Here is a 21,864-nt window from a genome sequence, read left to right as displayed (position 1 = left end):
CCTGAGCCGGCCGAGGCCTGAGCCGGCCGAGGCCTGAGCTACGAGCCCTCCGCCGAGGTCATTCCCTGGATCCGGCCCAGGATCGTCACCTTGCCCTGGCCCTTCGGATCCAGCGCCACCTCGTTGGAGACGAACTCCAGCGTGAGGGACTGCTTGATCTCGCCCTTCGTCAGGGCGAGCACGTCCTTGTTGGGGGCCGGGAACGTGGTGCCCGCGTAGGCCGTCTGCTTCTCGTAGTGCCGGGTGGTGAAGAACACCAGCGCACCGCCGTCCGCCGTGCGCAGCGCCAGCGGCCCGTAGTCGCCGTTCGTCAGCGGCTCGTCGATGTACTGGGTGACCAGGCCCGGCCTCTTGGTGTTCTTCTCGCGCAGGGCACGCCACTGGCTGGTGTGCGCGCCGTCCGCGAAGACGGTCCCGCCGTTCTTCAGATACGCCGTGTAGGTCTGGCTCAGGTCGCCGGGGTTCGCCGCCAGGCCGGTCGAGTTCACCGGGACCGCCTCGGCCCAGCCGTCCGCGTCCTTCTTGAACTCCGGGACCTTGCCGGGGGCGACGAGGGTCAGGTACGCGACCTGGAACGGGTCGTCGAGGCTGCTGCGGGTGAACACGAGCAGCCAGCGTGCCGTGCCGCCCTTGTTGCCGGCGGCGTCGACGACGAACCAGCGGGGCCAGCCGGCCTTCTTCGGGATCGTGAACTTCGCGTCCGTCAGCTTCAGCGGCGTGTGGTTCGGGTTGCCGCCCGGGTTGTTCTTCTGGCCGGCCTTCAGACGGGCCGAGTCGATGTCGGCGAGGGCGCCGGTGGTGTGCTCGGCGTCCAGGGAGGCGTCGTAGGCCTTGTCGGCGTCGTTGTACGCGGTCGTGAACTCCTGGAGGGCCTTGGCGGCTTCGGCGCGGGTGGTCGACGGGAGGATCTCCCGTTCGCCGTGCACGACGACGCATCCGCTCGCCGTCAACGACAAAGCGGTCACCGAGGCCGATATGAGGGTCCTCCGGCCAAGCGTGCGGAGTGTTCGAGGGTCGCGATCCCTGATCATCGGGTGCCTTCACCTTCCCCTTTCCGGAGGCGAACCCTACCGGGTGCCTCCGGCGGTCGGGGCGGGGTGGGTGCGCCTCAGCTGTCCCGGGCCGGGGCAGTCGTCGTCCGGCGTTGGCCGAGGCCGGCCGGTGCCAGGAACAGGGCCAGCGTCGGGATCAGGTACAGCAGCCACACCGTCACCTGGAGGACCGTCGGGTCGGGCTGGAAGTTGAAGACGCCCTTGAGGAGGGTGCCGTACCAGCTGTCCGGAGGGATCGTGCCGGAGATGTCGAAGGCCTTGTCCGTGAGGCCGGGCAGGAAGTCGGCCTCCTGGAGGTCGTGGAAGCCGTACGCCAGGACGCCCGCGGCCACGACCACGAGCATGCCGCCGGTCCAGGTGAAGAACCTGGCCAGGTTGATGCGCAGCGCGCCACGATAGAACAGCCAGCCCAGAGCGACCGCTGTCGCCAGACCCAGACCCACGCCCACCAGAGGCCGCGGTGTGCCGTCGCTCGCCGCGTGGACCGAGGCCCAGACGAACAGGGCCGTCTCCAGGCCCTCCCGGCCCACGGCCAGGAACGCCGTGGCGACCAGCGCCCCCGTGCCCATCGCCAGTGCCGCGTCCAGCCTGCCGTGCAGCTCCGCCTTGAGATGGCGGGCGGTGCGGCGCATCCAGAACACCATCCACGTCACCAGGCCGACCGCGACGATCGACAGGGAGCCGCCGAGCGCCTCCTGGGCCTGGAACGTCAGCTCCTGGGAGCCGAATTCGAGCGCGCAGCCGAAGCCGAGCGCGAGGGCCACCGCCACGCCGATGCCGATCCAGATCGGCTTCAGGGCGTCCCTGCGGTCCGTCTTGACCAGGTAGGCGATGAGGATGCAGACGACCAGGCTCGCCTCCAGGCCCTCGCGCAGACCGATCAGGTAGTTGGAGAACATCGGGTCTACGCCTCCCCGGAGAACAGCGTCCGGCCCCACCAGTCGTCCTTGTCACGGACGCCCGGCGGGATCGCGAAGAGCGCCGAACCCACGTGCTGGATGTACTCGTTGAGCGCGTCCGTCGCCAGATTGCGCTGGATCGGGATGAAGCCCTCGCGGACGTCCCGCTGGTAGGCCAGGAAGAACAGGCCCGCGTCCAGGCGGCCCAGGCCGTCCGTGCCGTCGGTGAAGGAGTAGCCGCGGCGCAGGATCGTCGCTCCCCGGTTGGAGTCGGGGTGCGCCAGCCGGACGTGCGCGTCGGGCTTCATCGCCTTCAGGAACGGCTCGTCGCGTTCCTTGGCCTTGCCGACCGGGGCGCCCTCGCCCTTGTCGCGGCCGAAGATGTCCTCCTGCTCCTGGAGCGAGGTGCGGTCCCAGGGCTCGATGTGCATGCGGATGCGCCGGGCGACGAGGTAGGAGCCGCCCGTCATCCAGGCCGGGCCGCCGTCCTTCCCGTCCACCCATACGAACTTCCGCAGGCGGTCCGTCTCCGTGCCCGCGATGTTGCGCGTGCCGTCCTTGAAGCCCATCAGGTTGCGCGGGGTCTGCGCCTCGGGCGTCGTCGAGGACGTCTTGCCGAAGCCGAGCTGCGACCAGCGGATTACCACGGTGCCCATGCCGATGCGGGCCAGGTTGCGGATCGCGTGCACGGCGACCTGGGGGTCGTCCGCGCAGGCCTGGACGCACAGGTCGCCGCCGCTACGGGCCTCGTCCAGGTTGTCGCCGGCGAACTTCGGCAGGTCGACCAGGGCTTCGGGCCGGTGGTCCGCGAGGCCGAACCTCTCGAACAGGGCCGGGCCGAAGCCGACCGTGAGCGTCAGGCGGGAGGGCTTGAGGCCCAGGGCCTCGCCCGTGTCGTCCGGGGGCGCCTCGGGCAGGCCACCGAAGGCGCCCTCGCCCACCGGGTGCCCGGCCGTCATCCGCCGGGCGGCCTGCGTCCAGTCCTTCAGCAACCGGACGAGCTGCGCGCGGTCCTCCGTCGTCACGTCGAAGGCGGCGAAGTGCAGGCGGTCCTGTACCGGGGTGGCGATGCCGGCCTGGTGCGCGCCGTGGAAGGGAACCGCGGCTCCGGCGCCGGCCGGGGCTTCGTCGTCGCCGCGGGCCATCGCGACCGCTCCGCCGGCCGCGGCGGCGCCGAGGGCCAGGCCCGCGCCGCCCCAGCCGAGCAGGGAACGCCGGGAGGGAGAGCGTGTCTCGTCGTCCGTCATGGGCGCTTCCCCCTACTTCGCGACGGCGGCGGCGAGCTTGGACAGCGGCTCCGCCAGGGCGTTCACCGCGTCCGAGAGCTCCTTGCGGTCCGCCTTGCCGACCTTGTCGTACGAGGTGAAGTCGTACGACGTGGTGTTCGGGCGGTACTTGTCGAGCAGGGTGTTCAACGCCGTGAACTGCTTGTCCAGTTCGGTGACGAGGGCCGCGTCGTTCTCCTTCGCGACCGGCTTCAGCAGCTCGTACGACTGCTGCGCGCCCTCGACGTTGGCCTTGAAGTCGACCAGGTCGGTGTGCGAGTAGCGCTCCTCCTCGCCGGTGACCTTGCCGGTGGCGACCTCGTCGAGGAGTTCCTTGGCGCCGTTGGCCATGGAGGTGGGGGTGATCTCGGCCTTGCCGACCCGCTTCTGCCAGTCCTTCAGGTCGGTGATGAGCGTGCCGGCGAGTTCCTTCTCGCGGTCGCCGATCTTCTTGTCCTGCCAGAGGGCCTTCTCCAGGCGGTGCCAGCCGGTCCAGTCGGTGGCCGGATCCTGACCGTCCTCCAGGCCGTCCTCACGGACATCGACCTTCGGGTCGATGTCGCCGAAGGACTCGGCGACCGGCTCGGTGCGCTCCCAGCCGATGCGGGAGGGGGCGTAGGCCTTCTTCGCGGCTTCGAGGTCACCGTCCTTGACGGCCTGGGCGAACGTCTCGGCCTTGGGCAACGTCTCGTCGGCCTGGGCCTGGACGTAGGCGCGGTAGGCCGCCACCGCCTTGTCCAGGCGCGGGTCGCGCTGGACGGCCTTGCCGCCGGTGACCTTGACGGCCTGGCGGATGCCCTTGCCCTTCATGCCCGGCTTGCAGGCGATCTGGTAGTCGCCGGCCTTCACCTCGGCGGTGACGCGCTGCTTGGTGCCGGGGCCTATGTTCTCCCGCTCGGTGACCACCCGGTCGTCGGGGAAGAGGACATAGACCTCGGTGACCTTGGAGCCCTTGTTCTCGACGGCCAGTTCGACGTGCCCGGCCGGGAACTCCTTCTTCGACACCTCGCACTTGTCGTCCGTCGCCGTGACGTGGACGACGTGGTCGCCGTCCTTGGCGTTGCTCTTCTCGGTGCAGCCGGTGACGGCGGTGAGGGCCGCCGCGACGGCGATCGCGAGGGTAGCGGGGCTGGCGGGTCGCATGAGGGCTCCAGGGAAGGGAAGGTGAGGCTCACCTAAGGGCCACATAAGGATGGCTTGTGTGGCTCAAAATCGCCCTCATGAATGAGTCAAGAGGGAGTCAAGGCTCGCGCCGGGGGGTCACCAGGAGTGCTCCCGTCCTGGGGTGCGGGAGGACCTCGACTCGCTGGTCGTAGACCTCGGTCAGCAGCCCTTCGGTGAAGACCTCGGCGGGCGGGCCGTCCGCCGCGACGCGACCGGCGCACAGGAGCGCGACCCGATGCGCGTAGGCCGCGGCGAGTCCCAGGTCGTGCACCACCACGACCACCGCGTCACCGGCGTGCGCCCTTGACCGGCACAGCCGCAGCACCAGTTCCTGGTGCCGCAGGTCCAGCGCCGCGGTCGGTTCGTCGAGCAGGAGGAGCGGGGCGTGCTGGGCGAGGACCCGGGCCAGCGCCACCCGGGCCCGCTCGCCGCCGCTGAGCGCGGAGAACGGGCGCGTGGCGAAATCGGTCACCTCGGTGGCGGCCATGGCCTCGGCGACGGCCCGGTCGTCGTCGGCGGGGGACGTGGCGGGGGACGCGGCGTGCGGGGCCCGGCCCATGCGGACGACCTCCTCGACCGTGAAGGGGAACGAGAGCGCCGCGGACTGCGGCAGGACCGCCCGGCGCAGGGCCAGATCGGGCGCGGGCCAGTCCGCCGCCGGGCGGCCGTGGACGCGCACCACCCCCTCGGCGGCCAGGACGTCGGCGGCCAGGGCGCTCAACAGGGTCGACTTTCCCGCCCCGTTGGGGCCGACCAGGGCGAGGACCTCACCGGCGCGCACCGTCAGGTCGACCCCCCTCAGCACCTCGCGGGCCCCGAGCCGGACCCACAGGCCCCGTGTCTCGGCCAGGACGTCGCCGGGTGCGGGCCGGGCCGGAGGAGTGGGACGTCGGGTACGCAGGCGGATCACGCCCAGCCTCCTTGTCGGCGCCGGGTGCGGCGCAGCAGCCAGAAGAAGAACGGGCTGCCGAGCAGAGCCGTCAGCACCCCGAGGGGGAGTTCGGCGGGCGCGGCGACCGTACGGGCCGTCAGATCCGCCGCCAGCAGGACGAGCGCGCCGAGCAGCGCGCTGCCCGGGATCAGGAACCGGTGTCCGGGGCCGGCGAGCATGCGCAGCAGGTGCGGGACCACCAGGCCCACGAACCCGATGATCCCGCAGACGCTCACCGCCGCCGCGGTCAGCAGCGCGATGACGAGGACCAGCACGATCCGCAGCCGCTCCACGTCCACGCCCAGATGCCGCGCGGGCCGCTCGCCGAGGGCCAGGAGGTCCAGGCGGCGGGAGTACAGGGGCGCGACCGCCAGGCCGAGTGCCGCACACGGCAGGACCGCCAGCACCTTCGGCCAGGTCGCCTGGGAGAGCGAGCCGAGCTGCCAGAAGGTGATCTGGTTGACCGCGGCGGTGTCCGCGAAGAAGAGGAACAGGCCGATCAGCGCCCCCGCGAAGGCGTTCACCGCGATGCCGGTGAGGATCAGCGTCACCACCTCCGTACGGCCGCCCGAACGCGACATCGCGTAGACGAGCAGCACGGTCACCAGACCGGAGGCGAAGGCGAAGACGGACACCGTCCAGGTGCCGAGGACGTTCACGCCCAGGGCGATCGCGCCGACCGCGCCGACCGCGGCGCCGGAGGAGACGCCGATGACGCCCGGCTCGGCGAGCGGGTTGCCGAACACGCCCTGCATCAGCGCGCCCGCGCAGCCCAGCGAGGCGCCGACCAGCAGGGCCAGCACGATCCGCGGGAACCGTACGTTCCACAGCACCGATTCGGCCACCCGGTCCAGCTCCCCGCCGCCCAGTCCCAGCCGGTGCTGCACGGAGGCGAGGACGTCACCGACCGGGACGGGATAGGCGCCCGTGCCCGCGGCGACCGGGACCAGGATGAGAAGAGCGGCGACCAGTCCGGCGGCCAGCAGCCATGCCGTCGTACGGCGTCTTCGGGGCGGACTCCCGGCCGGTGCGCTCGTGGCGGGCCTCTCCAGTACGGTCATCCAGCCTTACCTGCGCTCTCTGTCGGTCGTCCCGGCGGTGGAAAGGTTCAAGGCAGAATTGCCCTCGTGACTGACTACGACGTACTCCGTGTCTTCTGCGGGCCGCGCGGTGGATACGGCAATGAACTCGGGGTCGTCCGCGAGGGTTCGGTGCTGCCCGAGGAGCGCGACCGGCAGGAGTTCGCCGCGAAACTCGGCTTCAGCGAGACCGTGTTCGTCGACGATCCCGAGCGCGGCGTGATCGACATCTACACGCCGACCCTGCGGCTGCCCTTCGCCGGGCATCCCTGTGTCGGGACGGCGTGGCTGCTCGACGTGCCCGAACTGGTCGTCCCCGCCGGAGTGGTCGGTGCCCGGCAGGACGGGGAGTTCTGCTGGATCGAGGCACGGGCGGAGTGGGTGCCGCCGCGCACCCTGCGGCAGTACGGCAGCGCCGCCGAGGTCGACGACCTGGCCGTACCGCCGCCGGGGGAGTGGGTCTACGCCTGGGCCTGGGAGGACGAGCCCGCCGGCCGGGTCCGCGCCCGGGCCTTCCCCGGCCGCGGTGACGGCATCGACGAGGACGAGGCCACCGGGGCGGCCGCCCTGCTGCTCACCGACCGGCTGGGCCGGGCCCTCAACATCACCCAGGGGGCAGGCTCCCAGCTGCTGACCGCGCCCCAGCCGGGCGGCTGGACCGAGGTCGGCGGCCGGGTGCACCTCGAGCGCTGAACCAGGCGGTGGCCGCCGGGCTCACGCCGACAGCGGGAACTCCTCGCCCAGCGCCTGGAACACCGCGTTGTTCAGCGCGTACGCCCGCTTGCACTCGGCCACGGCCCGCTGCCGCTCCAGCTCGTCCCCGGGCACCGCGTCCAGCAGCGCGCAGTAACTCCGCTTGAAGGCGGCCGGGTTGGGGATCTGCTCGAAGACGTAGAAGCGGACCCCGTCACCCTTCTTCGTGAAACCCCACGCCTTCTCGGCCGTGTCGCGGATGATCTGCCCGCCGGAGAGGTCGCCGAGGTAGCGGGTGTAGTGGTGCGCGACATAGCCGGCCGGCCAGGCGCGGGCGCACTCGGTGATCCGCTCCGCGTACTCCAGGGTGGCGGGCAGCGCGCTGATGCCCGAGCGCCAGCCGGGGCCGCGCAGATACTCCAGATCCTGCTCCAGCGAGGCCATGCGGAACAGCTCCGGGCGGACGAACGGGCCGGCCACCGGGTCCGCCGCCAGCCGCGCGGCCCCCGACTCCAGCGCCCCGTACACGAACCACAGCTGCTCCGTGTAGCGAGCGAACGCGTCGACGCCCAGTTTGCGCCCCAGCAGGTCGCTCATGAAGGTCGAGCCCCTGACCTCCTCGTGCTGCTCTCGGGAAGCGGTCCGAATGAGGGTCGAGAAGGATTCCATGGCGACACTTTCTATGGTTAGGCTAACCTAAGTCAATAGCCTTGCCGACCTGTTGTCGGTAAACTTCCCGACGCGGCGTCGGTAAAAACCCGCGGGACATGAGAAACGGCCCGCCCTCCAGGAGAGCGGGCCGTTCGACGGTGTACGGGCGAGCGGTGCTAGGGCAGCGTGAGGATCTCCGCGCCCGTGTCCGTCACCACCAGCGTGTGCTCGAACTGGGCCGTCCGCTTGCGGTCCTTGGTGACGACCGTCCAGCCGTCGTCCCACATGTCGTACTCGTGCGTCCCGAGCGTCAGCATCGGCTCGATCGTGAAGGTCATCCCGGGCTGGATGACGGTCGTCGCGTGCGGGCTGTCGTAGTGCGGGATGATCAGGCCCGAGTGGAACGAGCTGTTGATGCCGTGGCCGGTGAAGTCCCGCACCACCCCGTACCCGAACCGCTTCGCGTACGACTCGATGACGCGCCCGATGATGTTGATCTGCCGGCCCGGCCGGACCGCCTTGATGGCACGCTCGAGGGACTCCCGCGTCCGCTCCACCAGCAGCCGCGACTCCTCGTCGACCTCGCCCACCAGGTACGTCGCGTTGTTGTCGCCGTGCACGCCGCCGATGTACGCCGTCACGTCGAGGTTGATGATGTCGCCGTCGCGCAGGACGGTGGAGTCCGGGATGCCGTGGCAGATGACCTCGTTGACCGAGCTGCACAGCGACTTCGGGAAGCCGCGGTAGCCCAGCGTCGAGGGGTAGGCGCCGTGGTCGCACATGTACGCGTGCGCCACCTTGTCCAGCTCGTCCGTGGTCACCCCGGGGGCGATCAGCTTCGCGGCCTCCGCCATCGCCCGGGCGGCGATCCGGCCGGCGACGCGCATCGCCTCGATCGTCTCGGGGGTCTGCACCTCCGGTCCGGTGTACGGCGTCGGCGCGGGCTTGCCGACGTACTCGGGGCGGCGGATGTTTCCGGGCACGGGGCGGGTGGGGGACAGCTCCCCCGGGACGAGCAGTGACTGGCCAGACATGCCAGCGAGTCTAACCAGCGCCCATGGGGGAACATGTCGATGGCGAGAGGAGCTGGTCATGGCCCTGTTCAAGAAGCGCACGGTCGGCAAGCCGGGTGAGTGGTACTACTGCCTGGAGCACAAGAAGGTCGAGGAGGGGCCGGAGTGCCCCAACAAGGACCGTTTCGGGCCGTACGCCTCCCGCACGGAGGCCGAACACGCGATGGCGACCGCCCGCGAGCGCAATCTCCAGTGGGAGAACGACCCCAAGTGGCACGACGCCCCGACGGGCGGCCGCGAGGACACCGCCTGAGCACGTACACCGGCGTCCGGGGGCGGCTGCTCGTGCCGTCCCCGGACCATCGTGAGGTTCCGGCCGGGCACCGACCGCACGGCACACCCTCCATCCACCGGCTCCGGCTGCCGGCCGCGGGCCGGGTGGTTCGCCGGCTCCCAAGGCGGCGCCCGACGGTGTTCTCCGCGACAGATGAGCAGGAAGCGGCCGTGCGGCGCGGCCGGCCCGAGGCGGCACGACTGACCGCGCGCGTCGCACCCGGGACGCCCCCGGGCCCCGGCTCACCAGCGCGCGGGCGGTGGGGCCGTCAGGTGTTCCGCCAGTCTTGACACTCTGTCCCGGAAGCGGCGGCGGCCCCGGGGGGTCGGGAGGGCGTTCTCTCCGGCGGCCGCGCTGACCAGGTGCTGGACGGTGTCCAGGTCCAGTTCGGAGCCGGTGGGGACGGCCAGGGACTCGTGGGACATCGCCGGCAGTTCCCCCGCGCCGGGGCCGAGGGCCAGGACCGTCGCCCCCGCACGCCGGGCGTCGGACACCCGTTCAAGGAGTGGCGCGGCAGGTCCCTCGGGAGACACCACCAGGAGCGTCTCGCCCCGCCGGGCCGCCTCCAGCCGTCCCAGGCCGACCGCGAGGTGCGCCGGGTCGCAGGGGCGCGCGTCGTGCCGTACCAGCGTCGGGGCCAGCTCCGGGGTGCCCGACCACGCGGCCTCGTCCACCAGGTGCGCGGCCAGATGCCACGGCTCGTACTCCGGCGTGCCGACGAGCAGCAGCCCGCCACCGTGCGACACCACCGAACCCCGCAGCGCCCCGGCGAACCGCCGCGTGGCGCCCAGCCACTCGGTCCCGGCGAGCACTTCCCGCAGCAGCGCGACCCGTACGGCATCCATGGGACCGCACCCTGCCCGAACCGGACACTCGTGATGTGGAGTTCACCCCGCATTCGCCCGGCTTGGGTAGACCGCCCGGTCACCCGTTCCGTCCTCGAACGACCGGAGGCACCCGCCGATGACCGAGACCAGCGTCCCCTTCCGCGCCGGCCGCGAGGGATACGCCAGCTTCCGGATCCCCGCCGTCGTCGCCACCGTCCCCCACTCTCGGCTCCGCTCGAGCGGGGGCACCCCCATCGGCACCCTGCTCGCCTTCTGCGAGGGCCGGGTCGGCTCCCGGGACGACTACGGGCACATCGACGTCGTCCTCAAACGCTCCACGGACGGCGGCCGCACCTGGGGTCCGCTCCAGATCGCCGCGGAGAACGGCGACGCCCTCGCCGGCAACCCGGCCCCCGTCGTCCTCGACACCGGCCGCGTCCTGCTCGTGCACGTCCGCAACGCGGCCCTCGCCACCGAGGACGCCATCCGGCGCGGCAAGGTCAGCGCGGCGGACGGGCGCCGCGTCTGGGTACGGCACAGCGACGACGAGGGCCTCACCTGGTCCGCGCCGAAGGAGATCACCCAGCAGACCAAGAAGCCGCAGTGGCGCTGGTACGCCACCACCCCCGGCCACGCCATCCAGCTCAGCACCGGCCGGATCGTCGTCCCCGCCAACCACTCCCTGCCGCCCACCGGCACGGACAACGGCACCGAGGGCCGGTACAACGGCGGCCACTGCCTGCTCAGCGACGACCGCGGCACGACCTGGCGCATCGGGTACGTCGACGACGACACCGACGGCTACATCAACGCCAACGAGACCACCGCCGCCGAACTCCCCGACGGCCGCGTCTACTTCAACACCCGCAACGACTCCACCTCACCCGGCACCCGCGCCGACGCCCACTCCGCGGACGGCGGACTGACCCTGGTGAAGCCCTTCCGCCCGCAGGCCGGTCTCGCCGCCCCGGTCTGCGAGGCGAGCGTCCTGCAACTCCGCGACCCCGATGTGCTCCTGTACTCCGGACCCGCCGACCCGGGCTTCCGCGCCTTGATGACGATCCGCGCCTCCACCGACGGCGGCACCACCTGGCGCCCGGCGTTCACGGTGGACGGCCTGCCCGCCGCGTACTCGGATCTGGTCCGCGTCGATCCGGACACCGTGGGGCTGTTGTACGAGACCGGCGACTTCGGCGCCTACGAGACGATCACCTTCCGGCGGGTGCCCGTGACTGAGCTGACCTGAGCCGCCCGGGGCACCGGCGCGGACGTAGAGTCGGGGCCATGACCTCTACCGACAGTGCTGCCACCGACAACGCCCAGAAGGCCCCCGCCAAGGACCCCTGGGACCTGCCCGACGTCTCCGGACTCGTCGTCGGAGTGCTCGGCGGAACCGGGCCCCAGGGCAAGGGCCTCGCCTACCGGCTCGCCCGGGCCGGCCAGAAGGTGATCATCGGCTCGCGGGCCGCCGAGCGCGCCCAGGCGGCGGCCGGGGAACTCGGGTACGGCGTCGAGGGCGCCGACAACGCCGAGACCGCGCGCCGCAGCGACATCGTGATCGTCGCCGTGCCGTGGGACGGCCACGGCAAGACCCTCGAATCCCTGAGCGCGGAACTGGCCGGCAAGCTGGTCGTCGACTGCGTCAACCCGCTCGGCTTCGACAAGAAGGGCGCCTACGCCCTCAAGCCCGAGGAGGGCAGCGCCGCCGAGCAGGCCGCCGCCCTGCTGCCGGACTCCCGGGTCACCGCCGCCTTCCACCACCTGTCGGCCGTGCTGCTCCAGGACCCGGAGATCGAGGAGATCGACACCGATGTGATGGTGCTCGGCGAGGTGCGGGCGGACGTCGAGATCGTCCAGGCGCTGGCCGGCCGTATCCCCGGTATGCGCGGCATCTTCGCGGGGCGGCTGCGCAACGCCCACCAGGTGGAGTCACTGGTGGCGAACCTGATCTCCGTGAACCGCCGCTACAAGGCACACGCGGGGCTGCGCGTCACCGACGTGTGAGCGGGTGAGGTGTATGGGGGACACTGGACGGCACCAGCAGTGTCCCCCGACAGGAGCCGACCGACATGCCCCGCCTCGCCGTCTACGCCTTGATCGTCTGCGTCCTCTCCGTGGCCGCGGCCGTGGTCTCCTTCGTGGAGGGCAGCTGGCTGGGGATCGTCTGGGTCCTGCTGGCCGGACTGTCGTCCAACATGGCCTGGTACTACCTCAAGCGCGCCAGGGCTCAGAAGTCGGTCACGCACTGACCGCTTCCGTCACGGAGCCGCCTGGCAGAACTCGTTGCCGCCCTGCCAGAAGCGGTACAGCTCCTGACCGCAGTACGTCTCGAAGTCGCTGATCCCCAGGGACTTCAGGATCGCGTCGATCACGTCGAAGAACACGCCGTTCACCGCGGGCAGCCACAGCAGCGCGAACACGAACAGGAGGCCGAACGGCGCGAACGGCTCCACCTGGCGCCGGATCTTGTACGACAGCCACGGCTCGATCACGCCGTAGCCGTCCAGGCCCGGCACCGGCAGGAAGTTCAGCAGCGCCGCCGTCACCTGGAGCAGGGCGAGGAAGGCCAGCGCGAACCGGAAGTCGCTCGGCACGCCGTCCAGCGCGTCCAGCCAGAACGGAGCCGTGCAGACGATCGCGAACAGCACGTTCGTCAGCGGACCCGCCGCCGAGATCAGACTGTGCCGCCAGCGTCCCTGGATCCGCCCCCGCTCGATGAAGACCGCGCCGCCGGGCAGGCCGATCCCGCCCATGATCACGAAGATCACCGGGAGCACGATGCTCAGCAGCGCGTGCGTGTACTTCAGCGGGTTCAGGGTCAGATAGCCCTTCGCGCCGACCGAGATGTCGCCGCTGTGCAGGGCGGTGCGCGCGTGCGCGTACTCGTGCAGACACAGGGAGACGATCCAGGCCGCCGTCACGAACAGGAACACGGCGACGCCGGGCTGCTCCGCGAAACCGGTCCAGGTCGCCCATCCCGTGACCGCCGTCACGGCCATGATCCCGACGAACACGGGACTGATCCGCCGCTCGCTGTGGCGGCTGGTGGCGGTGGTCATGGGGCTCCCTGCACTCTTCGGACACGCGATGGGACTGCCCGACCGTACCGGGCGCACGGGGAAAACGTCTCGCGCGGGGCGTTCGGTTCCGGAGAGGGTGGGCGCATGGGGCTCTGGCACGTGTTCTACGCGGACTGGCAGATGGAGTGCTGCGGCACGCCGTTCTCGGTGGGGGACGAGGTGAGCTGGCCCCTGCTGCTCCTGGACGCGGACGACGCGTACGGCGGCGGCTGGCACGACCAGCTCACCGAGGTCGCCGGGCCGGTGGAGCATGTGGGCGGCGTCCGGGTGGTGCGGGAGGAGACGGGCCTCACGGTGGGACTGGCCGGGGAGCCCCAGGGGTGGATCCGGTCGGTCGGGCTGCTCTCCGTCGAGCGGCACGGCACGTCCTGGCCCCAGGTCACCGGGCGGGTACGGGCCGTGCAGGTGCTGTCCCAGGGCTACGCCGAGGCCCCGCCCGGCTCGCGCTCCTGGGAGCCGGTTCCGGGGGAACGGAGTCTGAGGGCGGTCGACCGATGCCCGAAGTGGTTCGCCGACGATGCCGCGGAGCAGGGGCGCCGGCGGCGGGAGTCGGGGGTGGTGGTGACCCTGGAGGTGCCGGGCACGGACTCCTGGCTCTCGCACGCCGTCCGCGAGGCCCTGGGCCTGCCCCAGCAGGGCACCGAGCCCGGGGCGGAGACGGAAGGCGTCCCGGCGGAGGCGCTGTCGGCGCTGCTGCACTCGCTGAGCACGGTCGCGGCGCCACGGAGGGCGCGGGGTGCGGGGCGCCGGGGCTGAGGCCGGGTGGGCCCGCAGCCCGGCGGAGCGGGGTGCCGCCGCTGCGCCCACCCGTGCCGTCCCTGGCGGAACGCATGCCCGCGGCCGGATGACCGACCCCGGCCCGGTCGCCCGCCGCGCCGAAGAAACCTCGTGACCCGTCCTCGTACCACCGGAGACAATGGACCCCGTGCGCTACCGCATCCTCGGCACCACGCAGGCGCTCCGCACCGACGGCACGGTCGTTCCGGTGGGCGGGGCGCGGTTGCGTGCGCTGCTGACCGTGCTCGCTCTGCGGGCCGGCCGTACCGTGCCTGTGGGGCTGCTCGTCGACGAGGTGTGGGACGGTGCCCCGCCCGCCGACGGGCCGGCCGCGCTGCAGGCGCTGGTCGGGCGGTTGCGGCGGGCGCTCGGGGCCGGCGCTGTCCTCTCCGCCGAAGGCGGGTACCGGCTGGCCGCCGCGCCCGACGACGTCGATCTGCACCGGTTCGAGCGGCTGGCAGGCGAGGGACTGCGGGCCCTGGCCGACGGCGACCCCGCCAAGGCCGCCGTGATCCTCGACGACGCCCTCGCCCTGTGGCGCGGCCCGGCTCTCGCCGACCTCCCCGACCGCACCGCCGAGGCGTCCCGCCGGGACACCCGCCGCCTGGACGTCCTGCGCGCCCGCCACACCGCCTCCCTCGCCCTCGGCCAGGCCGAGCAGTCCCTGCCGGAGCTGACCGCCCTGTGTGACAGCCACCCCCTGGACGAGCCCCTCCAGACCCTGCGCCTGCGTGCCCTGCGTGACGCGGGCCGCACGGCGGAGGCGCTGGACGCCTACGAGGAGGTCCGGCGGCTGCTCGCCGACCGGCTGGGGGCCGACCCGGGGCCGGAACTGCGGTCCCTGCACGCGGAGTTGCTGAGCCTGGGGGACAGGCCCGTAGCCGCGCCCGCCGTCGTGCCTCAGTCCGTCGGCAACCTGCGGGCCCGGCTCACCTCATTCATCGGCCGCGAGAGCGACATCGAGACCATCCGGGGCGATCTCACCGCGGCCCGCCTGGTCACCCTGCTCGGACCCGGCGGGGCCGGCAAGACACGGCTGTCGCAGGAGGCCGCCGAGACCCTGCGGCACGCCATGCCGGGCGGGGTGTGGCTGGCCGAACTCGCCCCGGTCGACGACCCGGCCGCCGTACCGGAAGCCGTGCTCACCGCCGTCGGCGCCCGCGAGACCGTGCTGTACGGCGCCGGCGCCGAGGGCATCCGGGCCGCCGTGGCCGACCGGCTCGACGACCCCGTCGAGCGGCTCGCCGAGCACTGCTCCCGATCCCGCATGCTGCTGATCCTCGACAACTGCGAGCACGTCGCCGACGCCGCCGCCCGGCTCACCGAGGAACTGCTGGAGCGCTGCCCCGGCCTGACCGTCCTCGCCACCAGCCGCGAACCCCTCGGCGTGCCCGGGGAGTTGCTGCGGCCCGTGGATCCGCTGCCCGAGCCGGTCGCGCTGCGGCTGCTCGCCGACCGGGGCGCGGCGGCCCGGCCCGGCTTCCGGATCGAAGACGACCTCGAGGCGTGCGCGGAGATCTGCCGGCGCCTCGACGGCCTGCCGCTGGCCATCGAACTGGCCGCCGCCCGGCTGCGGATGCTGACGCCACGCCAGATCGCCGACAGGCTCGACGACCGCTTCCGTCTCCTCACCTCCGGCAGCCGGACCGTCCTGCCCCGCCAGCAGACCCTCAGAGCCGTCGTCGACTGGTCCTGGGACCTGCTCGACGAGGACGAACGGGACGTCCTGCGACGGCTGTCGGTGTTCGCGGGCGGCTGCGACCTGCCCGCCGCCGAGGCCGTGTGCGGGCCGGTCGCTCTGGAGACGCTCGGCTCGCTCGTCGACCGCTCCCTGGTCGTCGCCACACCGCCCGGCGAGTCGGCCGACGGCGAGATGCGCTACCGGCTGCTGGAGACCGTCGCCGAGTACGCCGCCGAGCGGCTGGACGAGTCCGGGCAACGCGCCGAGGCCGAGCGCGCCCACCTGACGTACTTCCGTGAACTCGCCCGCACCACCGACCCGTTGCTGCGCGGCCGGGGTCAGCTCGCCGCGATCGGCCGACTGGAGCGGGAGTACGAGAACCTGCGCACCGCCCTGCGCCACGCCGTCGCCCTGCGCGACGAGCAGGAGGCGCTCTGCCTGGCGCTGTCCCTCGTCTGGTACTGGCAGATGCGCGACCTGCGCATCGAGGCCCGCAACTGGTGCTCCGAGGTCATGGCCCTCGGCCCCGACCCCTTCACCGAGCCTGTCCGCCGCGCCGCCCCGGTGCGGCAGCGCTGCACCGATGCCCCGCCCCCGATGACCGGCGAGGTCCTCCAGGAGGCCCGGCGCGGGATCCACCTGGCCCATCTCGCCTGCATGGACACCGAGCTGGACGCCTGGCAGAACCCCGAGTCCCAGCGGAAGCTGCGGACCATCGCCCAGACCTACGAGCCCGGCCTGCCGCAGACCTGCCGGCTCCCCGGCCTGCTCTGGTTCTTCGCCGTGATGCTGACCGGTGACATGGAACGGCTGCGCGTCATCATCGACGCGTCCATCCGCACCTGCCGGGAGACCCCCGGCTTCGACTGGGAGCTGGCCGCCGGCCTCCAGATGCGGGCCAACTTCCTCGCCAACCGCACCGACTGGGCGGGCGACGCCGCCCGCGACGCCGACGAGTCGCTGGAGATTTACCAGCGCCTCGGTGACACCTGGGGCACCGCCGATGCCCTCTCCGCGCGCGCCGAGGCCCGCGAACGCAAGGGCGACTACGCGAGGGCCGCCGCCGACTACGAGGCGGCCATCGGGCACGCCGAACGGCTCGGAGCCCGCGCCCAGGCGGCCGTCCTCAGCGCCCGGCTGGCCGGCGCGCTGCTGGAGGCGGGCGAGGGCGAACGCGGCGAGCGGCTGCTGCGCGAGGTGATCGCACAGCGCGAGGACACGCACAGCGAGGCCATGCCCGCCGCCCGTCTGTTCCTGGCCGGCTGGCTCGGCATGACCGGCCGCGTACCCGAGGCCCGCGAGCACCTGCGGCGGCTGCGCCAGGACTTCCGTATCGCCAACTTCATCGTCTTCGACGCGTTCATCCTCGGCGCGGAGGCCTGGCTGGACGCCACGGAGGGACGGTACGAGGAGTGCCTGGACCGGATCCGCAAGGCGATGGAGCGGGCCGCCGACCCGCTGACCGAGGCCATCGCGCCCCATATGCGCTCGGGCTACCTGATCATCGGTGCCTCGGCCCTGGCAGCCCTCGACGGCGGGCGGCGCGCCGTGGACGCGGCCCGCTGCCTGGGCGCCTTCGACTCCCTGCTGCCGTCCGGCCACGTCGCCCAGCGGCAGGAGCGCCAGACCCGCGAGTGGGCGGAGCGGCAGGCCCGTGCGCTGCTCGGCGACCAGGCGTACGAGACCGCGTACGCGGAGGGCGGCGGCCTCTCCCTGGAGGAGGCCACCGCCCTGCTCTGACGCGGACCAGGGAGCGCTCGGTCAGCTCTTGGTGCGGAACTTGTGGATCGCGATGGGCGCCATCACCGCCGTGATCGCCACCGACCAGCCGAGCGTCACGCCAAGATCGTGCGCGACCGGCCCGCCCACCATCAGACCGCGCGCGGCGTCCGCCAGCGTGGACAGCGGGTTGTAGTCGGTGAAGGCCTGCAGCCAGCCGGGCATCGAGGTCGTCGGCGCGAAGATCGACGAGCCGAACTGGAGCGGGAACAGCACCAGGAAGCCCATCGCCTGCACGGACTGCGCGTTCTTCATGATCACGCCCAGGGTGAGGAACACCCACATGATCGACGAGGCGAACGCGGTGGACAGGGCCAGGGTCGCGAACAGACCGGGCCAGTTGGTGATCTCGAACCCGACCGCGACGGCGACGATCATCAGCACGGCGGTCGCGAACAGCATCCGCAGCAGCTCCACCGAGATCTTCGCGAAGAGCACCGAGCCCCGCCCGATCGGCAGGGACCGGAAGCGGTCCATGACACCGGAGTTGAAGTCCTGGCTGAAGCCCGTGCCGACGCCCTGGGACAGCGTCATGCTCATCATCGCGATCATGCCGGGGATCACGTACTGCACGTACTGGTCCTGCCCGCCGCCCAGCGCCTGCCCGATCGAGCCGCCGAACACGTACACGAACAGCAGGGTGAAGATGACCGGCATCAGCAGCGCGTCGGCCATCGACTCCGGGTCCTTGCGGATCCACAGCAGATTGCGGCGTACCAGGGCCCCGGTGTGGCGCAGGTGCGCGCGCGGCGAGATACGGGCGTCCGCCTCGCCTTCGTGGAGGGCTGCGGTGGCGGCGCTCATACGGCGACCTCCTGACGGTCGTCGGCGGGCACGGTGTCCTGCGGGGCACTGGCGCGGTGGCCGGTGAGGGACAGGAACACCTCGTCCAGGCTGGGCAGTTCGGTGGTGATGGAGGAGAGCGTGATGCCGCGCGAGGTGACGGCGCCGACCACGGCGGTGAGCTGCTCGTCGCTGAGGATCGGCACGAGGACGTCGCCCCGGTCGGTGTCCACGGTCGTGGTGGCGAGCCCGGTGATCCCCAGCTCGTCCAGCGCGGCGGCGAGGGGCCGCAGGTGCTCCGGATCGGCCGGGCGTATCCGCAGCGCGCGGCCGCCGACCTTCGCCTTCAGCTCCTCGATGGCACCGCCCGCGATGACCTGTCCGCGGTCGACGACCGTCAGCTCGGTGGCGAGCTGCTCGGCCTCCTCCATGTACTGGGTGGTGAGCAGCACGGTGACGCCGTCGCCGACCATGCGCTTGACCTCGTCCCACACCTCGTTGCGGGTGCGCGGGTCGAGTCCGGTGGTCGGCTCGTCCAGGAAGAGCACGGCCGGCCGGCCGATCATCGACGCGGCCAGGTCCAGCCGTCGCCGCATGCCTCCGGAGTACGTCGCCGCGGGCCGCTTGGCGGCCTCGGTGAGCGAGAAGCGCTCCAGCAGTTCGTCGGCCCGGCCCCGGGCGCTCTTGCGGGGCAGATCGAGCAGCCGCCCGATCATGTACAGGTTCTCCCAGCCCGAGAGCTTCTCGTCCACGGAGGCGTACTGCCCGGTGAGCCCGATCACCCGGCGCAGATGCCGGGGCTGCCGTACGACGTCGTAGCCGACGACGGTGGCCTGGCCGCTGTCGGGGGCGAGCAGCGTGGACAGGATCCGCACCAGGGTCGTCTTCCCGGCCCCGTTCGGGCCGAGCACCCCCATGACGGTGCCCTCCCGCACGTCCAGGTCGACCCCGTCCAGTGCCTTGGTCTCGCCGTAGTGCTTCACCAGCCCCCGCACGGTGACCGCGGCGCCGCCGGCGTGTGTGTCGATTCGCGTCATGAGACAGACGATCTCAGGGCCCACCGACAAACCACCGACAAGCGGCCGACAGACCGGTGCCGGGGCCCCGACACGGGAACGGCCCGCCGACTGGGGGAAGATCGGCGGGCCGCCCGTGGTACCGCTGTGGCTCTAGTGGACGGAGTGCTCCTCCTGCGGGAACGTTCCGCCGACCACGTCCTCGGCGAACGCCTTCACCGCGCTGCCCATGACCTCACGCAGGTCGGCGTACCGCTTCACGAACTTGGGAACGCGCCCGCCGGTCAGACCCAGCATGTCGGTCCACACCAGCACCTGCGCGTCGGTCTCGGGGCCGGCCCCGATCCCCACCGTCGGAATGTGCAGCACCCGCGTCACCTCGGCCGCCAGCTCCGCCGGGACCAGCTCCAGCACCACCGCGAAAGCGCCCGCGTCCTGCACGGCCTTCGCGTCCCGCAGCAGCTGCTGGGCCGCCTCCTCGCCCCGCCCCTGCACGCGGTAGCCCATCGCGTTGACGGACTGCGGGGTCAGGCCGATGTGCGCCATGACCGGGATGCCGGACTCGACGAGCAGCCGGATCTGCTCGTGCGACCGCTCGCCCCCTTCCAGCTTCACGGCCTGCACGCCCGCCTCCTTCACCAGCCGGGTCGCCGAGCGCAGCGCCTGCACGGGACCCTCCTGGTAGGAGCCGAAGGGCAGGTCGCCGACGATCAGGGCGCGCGAGGTGCCCCGTACGACCGCCGCCGACAGCATGGTCATCTCGTCGAGGGTGACGGGCACGGTCGACTCGTACCCCAGGTGGCAGTTGCCCGCCGAGTCGCCGACGAGCATGACCGGGATGCCGGCCTCGTCGAAGACGGACGCGGTCATCGCGTCGTAGGCGGTGAGCATGGGCCACTTCTCGCCCCGCTCCTTGGCGGCGGCGATGTCGCGCACGGTGATACGGCGGGTGCCCTTGCCTCCGTACAGCGCCTTGCCGCCGTCGGAGGGCTTCGTCCGCTCGTTCTGGGCAGCCGAAAGCTGCGTCATTGCACGGCTCCTCACACGTCATCTCGAGGCGCCCTGACGGCGTCCCCGGACCACGTCCATGGTGGCACCTCGTGCCAGTCAGGGCTAGGGGAGCCCTTGTGAGTTCCGACCCGGCGTCCCGAGCACAGGGCGCGTAAGAGCTCGGTAAAGGTATTCCAATACGAGACGGTCTCGTATCGAAATGGTTCTACGCTCGGCGGCATGACTACTCCTGCCGACCGCGCCGCCCCCACCGGCCCCCGGATACCGGAAGCGGTGCACCGGCGCCGCTGGGCGATCCTCGGTGTGCTGATGCTCAGCCTGCTGATCGTCGTCCTCGACAACTCGATCCTGAACGTCGCCATCAAGACGATCTCCACCCCGGCCCCGACCGGCCTGGGCGCCACGCAGAGCGAGCTGGAGTGGGCGATCAACGCCTACACCCTCGTCTTCGCGGGCCTGCTGTTCACCGCCGGGCTGCTCGGCGACCGGCTGGGCCGCAAGAAGGTGCTGCTCGGCGGCCTCGCCGTGTTCGGCATCGGCTCCGCGCTCGCCGCGTTCTCCGGCTCGCCCGGGGAGCTGATCGCCTTCCGGGCCGTGATGGGCCTGGGTGCCGCGTTCGTCATGCCCGCCACCCTCGCCGTCCTCATGAACGTCTTCGAACGCGAGGAGCAACCGAAGGCCATAGGCATCTGGGCGGGTGGCGTCGGCCTCGCCATCGCCATCGGCCCGATCACCGGCGGTGTCCTGCTGGACCACTTCTGGTGGGGCTCGGTCTTCCTCATCAACGTGCCGATCGTGCTGCTCGCCCTCGCGCTGATGCTGTGGCTGGTGCCCGACTCCCGCGACCCGAACCCGGGCCGTGTCGACCCCGTCGGCGTCGTGCTCTCCGTCGTCGGCCTGGTCCTGCTCGTCTACGGCATCATCAAGGGCGGCCAGCTCGCCGACTTCACCGACGCCACCGTGCTGTCCACGATCGGCGCGGGCCTCGCCGTCCTCGTCGCCTTCGTCGTGTTCGAGAAGCGCAGCGACCACCCGTCCATCGACGTCACGTACTTCAAGGACAAGGTCTTCTCGGCCGCCATCGCCGCCATCGCGCTGGTCTTCTTCGCGCTGATGGGCGTGACCTTCTTCTCCGTCTTCTACACGCAGAGCGTGCGCGGCTACTCGCCCCTGCAGACCGGCCTGCTGATGCTGCCGCTGGCCGCCGCCCAGCTGATCTTCGCGCCCCGGGCCCGGCTGCTGGTCGACCGCTTCGGCAACAAGGCCACCACGACCGCCGGAATGCTGGTCATCGCCGCGATGCTGGCCGCCTTCGCCACCCTCGACGCGGATACGCCCATCTGGATCCTGGAGGTCATCTTCTTCCTCATGGGCACCGGCATGGCGCACATCATGACCCCGGTCAGCGTCGTCATCATGCAGGCCCTGCCCCGCGAGAAGGCCGGTTCGGCCTCCGCGCTCAGCAACACCTTCCGGCAGGTCGGCGGCGCCCTCGGCATCGCCGTCCTCGGCTCGGTGCTGTCCACGGCGTACCGCACCGGCATCGACGACAAGCTCGGCGTGCTGCCGCCCGCCGTGCGCCACACCGCGGGCGAATCCATCGAGGCCACGCTCGGCGTCGCGGCGAAGCTCGGCCCCGAGGGCAAGGCCCTCGTCACCCCCGCCTACGACGCCTTCCTGCACGCGATGCACATCACCGCCCTGTGGGGCGCGGGCGTCGCCCTGATCGGCACGGTCGTCGTGGCGCTGTTCCTGCCCGGGAAACCCCCGGCACCCGAGCAGGGGGACGAGAAGAAGGAGTTGTCCGACGCGCGGTCGTGACCCTGCGC

19 protein-coding genes and 2 pseudogenes are annotated in these 21,864 nt (G+C 71.9%); 8 read left to right on the top strand and 13 right to left on the bottom strand.

Annotation, left to right across the window (positions count from 1 at the left end):
• Nucleotides 1-38: 38 nt before the first annotated feature.
• The 6 genes and pseudogenes from AC07DF_RS22990 to AC07DF_RS22965 form a co-directional block, all read right to left on the bottom strand.
• Nucleotides 39-1,031, bottom strand: a complete 993-nt coding sequence (locus AC07DF_RS22990; RefSeq protein ID WP_478974261.1) for an SCO2278 family lipoprotein — start codon at nt 1,029-1,031, stop codon at nt 39-41.
• A pseudogene (efeU, locus tag AC07DF_RS22985) lies at nt 994-1,951 on the bottom strand (iron uptake transporter permease EfeU); the annotation flags it as partial. The pseudogene efeU and the gene AC07DF_RS22990, both read right to left, overlap by 38 nt.
• A gap of 5 nt (nt 1,952-1,956) precedes the next feature.
• A complete protein-coding gene (gene efeB / locus AC07DF_RS22980) occupies nt 1,957-3,198 on the bottom strand; it encodes an iron uptake transporter deferrochelatase/peroxidase subunit (RefSeq protein ID WP_478974258.1) in 1,242 nt (413 codons plus the stop codon).
• Between the two features lie 12 nt (nt 3,199-3,210).
• Nucleotides 3,211-4,359, bottom strand: coding sequence for an iron uptake system protein EfeO (efeO, locus tag AC07DF_RS22975; RefSeq protein WP_478974255.1), 1,149 nt, complete (start codon nt 4,357-4,359; stop codon nt 3,211-3,213).
• 97 nt (nt 4,360-4,456) lie between these two features.
• Nucleotides 4,457-5,287 carry a heme ABC transporter ATP-binding protein gene (locus AC07DF_RS22970; protein WP_478974668.1) on the bottom strand — a complete coding sequence of 277 codons (831 nt, stop codon included), beginning with the start codon at nt 5,285-5,287 and terminating at the stop codon, nt 4,457-4,459.
• Nucleotides 5,287-6,372, bottom strand: a complete 1,086-nt coding sequence (locus tag AC07DF_RS22965) for a FecCD family ABC transporter permease (RefSeq protein WP_478974252.1) — start codon at nt 6,370-6,372, stop codon at nt 5,287-5,289. Before AC07DF_RS22965 ends, AC07DF_RS22970 begins: the two co-directional genes overlap by 1 nt.
• Before the next feature lie 66 nt (nt 6,373-6,438).
• Here AC07DF_RS22965 and AC07DF_RS22960 point away from each other — a divergent pair, with 66 nt between their 5' ends.
• Nucleotides 6,439-7,083 (top strand): PhzF family phenazine biosynthesis protein, encoded by a 645-nt coding sequence (locus AC07DF_RS22960; RefSeq protein WP_478974249.1) that lies wholly within the window; start codon nt 6,439-6,441, stop codon nt 7,081-7,083.
• Nucleotides 7,084-7,104: 21 nt separating this feature from the next.
• On the opposite strand, the gene AC07DF_RS22955 is transcribed toward AC07DF_RS22960, so the two are convergent.
• Together AC07DF_RS22955 and map are read right to left on the bottom strand one after the other, a co-directional pair.
• Entirely contained in the window at nt 7,105-7,752 is a 648-nt protein-coding gene (locus tag AC07DF_RS22955; protein WP_478974246.1) for a biliverdin-producing heme oxygenase, read from the bottom strand.
• Between the two features lie 158 nt (nt 7,753-7,910).
• Nucleotides 7,911-8,768 carry a type I methionyl aminopeptidase gene (map, locus tag AC07DF_RS22950; RefSeq protein ID WP_478974243.1) on the bottom strand — a complete coding sequence of 286 codons (858 nt, stop codon included), beginning with the start codon at nt 8,766-8,768 and terminating at the stop codon, nt 7,911-7,913.
• 58 nt (nt 8,769-8,826) lie between these two features.
• Between map and AC07DF_RS22945 the strand changes: the two genes are divergently transcribed.
• Complete coding sequence (locus AC07DF_RS22945) at nt 8,827-9,060, top strand: hypothetical protein (protein WP_478974240.1); 234 nt, start codon at nt 8,827-8,829, stop codon at nt 9,058-9,060.
• A gap of 263 nt (nt 9,061-9,323) precedes the next feature.
• Here the strand turns inward: AC07DF_RS22945 and AC07DF_RS22940 are convergent, their stop codons facing one another.
• Entirely contained in the window at nt 9,324-9,926 is a 603-nt protein-coding gene (locus tag AC07DF_RS22940; protein ID WP_478974237.1) for a hypothetical protein, read from the bottom strand.
• A gap of 118 nt (nt 9,927-10,044) precedes the next feature.
• Here AC07DF_RS22940 and AC07DF_RS22935 point away from each other — a divergent pair, with 118 nt between their 5' ends.
• The 3 genes and pseudogenes from AC07DF_RS22935 (at nt 10,045) to AC07DF_RS22925 (ending at nt 12,157) form a co-directional block, all read left to right on the top strand.
• Nucleotides 10,045-11,154, top strand: a complete 1,110-nt coding sequence (locus AC07DF_RS22935; RefSeq protein WP_478974234.1) for a sialidase family protein — start codon at nt 10,045-10,047, stop codon at nt 11,152-11,154.
• Nucleotides 11,155-11,192: 38 nt separating this feature from the next.
• Nucleotides 11,193-11,912, top strand: a complete 720-nt coding sequence (gene npdG / locus AC07DF_RS22930; RefSeq protein ID WP_478974231.1) for an NADPH-dependent F420 reductase — start codon at nt 11,193-11,195, stop codon at nt 11,910-11,912.
• 13 nt (nt 11,913-11,925) lie between these two features.
• Nucleotides 11,926-12,157: pseudogene (locus AC07DF_RS22925) on the top strand (hypothetical protein).
• A gap of 9 nt (nt 12,158-12,166) precedes the next feature.
• Here the strand turns inward: AC07DF_RS22925 and AC07DF_RS22920 are convergent.
• Nucleotides 12,167-12,967, bottom strand: coding sequence for a site-2 protease family protein (locus AC07DF_RS22920; RefSeq protein WP_478974228.1), 801 nt, complete (start codon nt 12,965-12,967; stop codon nt 12,167-12,169).
• A gap of 105 nt (nt 12,968-13,072) precedes the next feature.
• Between AC07DF_RS22920 and AC07DF_RS22915 the strand changes: the two genes are divergently transcribed.
• Entirely contained in the window at nt 13,073-13,744 is a 672-nt protein-coding gene (locus AC07DF_RS22915) for a DUF6578 domain-containing protein (RefSeq protein ID WP_478974225.1), read from the top strand.
• A gap of 160 nt (nt 13,745-13,904) precedes the next feature.
• Nucleotides 13,905-17,186, top strand: coding sequence for a BTAD domain-containing putative transcriptional regulator (locus AC07DF_RS22910; RefSeq protein ID WP_478974222.1), 3,282 nt, complete (start codon nt 13,905-13,907; stop codon nt 17,184-17,186).
• A gap of 21 nt (nt 17,187-17,207) precedes the next feature.
• On the opposite strand, the gene AC07DF_RS22905 is transcribed toward AC07DF_RS22910, so the two are convergent.
• From AC07DF_RS22905 to panB, 3 genes are all read right to left on the bottom strand, one after another.
• Complete coding sequence (locus AC07DF_RS22905; RefSeq protein ID WP_478974219.1) at nt 17,208-18,029, bottom strand: ABC transporter permease; 822 nt, start codon at nt 18,027-18,029, stop codon at nt 17,208-17,210.
• On the bottom strand, nt 18,026-19,045 hold the full coding sequence (locus AC07DF_RS22900) for an ATP-binding cassette domain-containing protein (RefSeq protein ID WP_478974216.1): 1,020 nt from the start codon (nt 19,043-19,045) through the stop codon (nt 18,026-18,028). Before AC07DF_RS22900 ends, AC07DF_RS22905 begins: the two co-directional genes overlap by 4 nt.
• 132 nt (nt 19,046-19,177) lie before the next feature.
• On the bottom strand, nt 19,178-20,053 hold the full coding sequence (gene panB, locus AC07DF_RS22895) for a 3-methyl-2-oxobutanoate hydroxymethyltransferase (protein WP_478974213.1): 876 nt from the start codon (nt 20,051-20,053) through the stop codon (nt 19,178-19,180).
• Between the two features lie 201 nt (nt 20,054-20,254).
• On the opposite strand from panB, the gene AC07DF_RS22890 reads away from it, so the two are divergent.
• A complete protein-coding gene (locus AC07DF_RS22890) occupies nt 20,255-21,856 on the top strand; it encodes an MFS transporter (protein WP_478974210.1) in 1,602 nt (533 codons plus the stop codon).
• Nucleotides 21,857-21,864: the final 8 nt, after the last annotated feature.

This window comes from Streptomyces sp. NPDC044719 (assembly GCF_056433405.1).
Note: the sequence above shows the minus strand (reverse complement) of the source record. Positions and strands in the feature narration are given on the sequence as shown.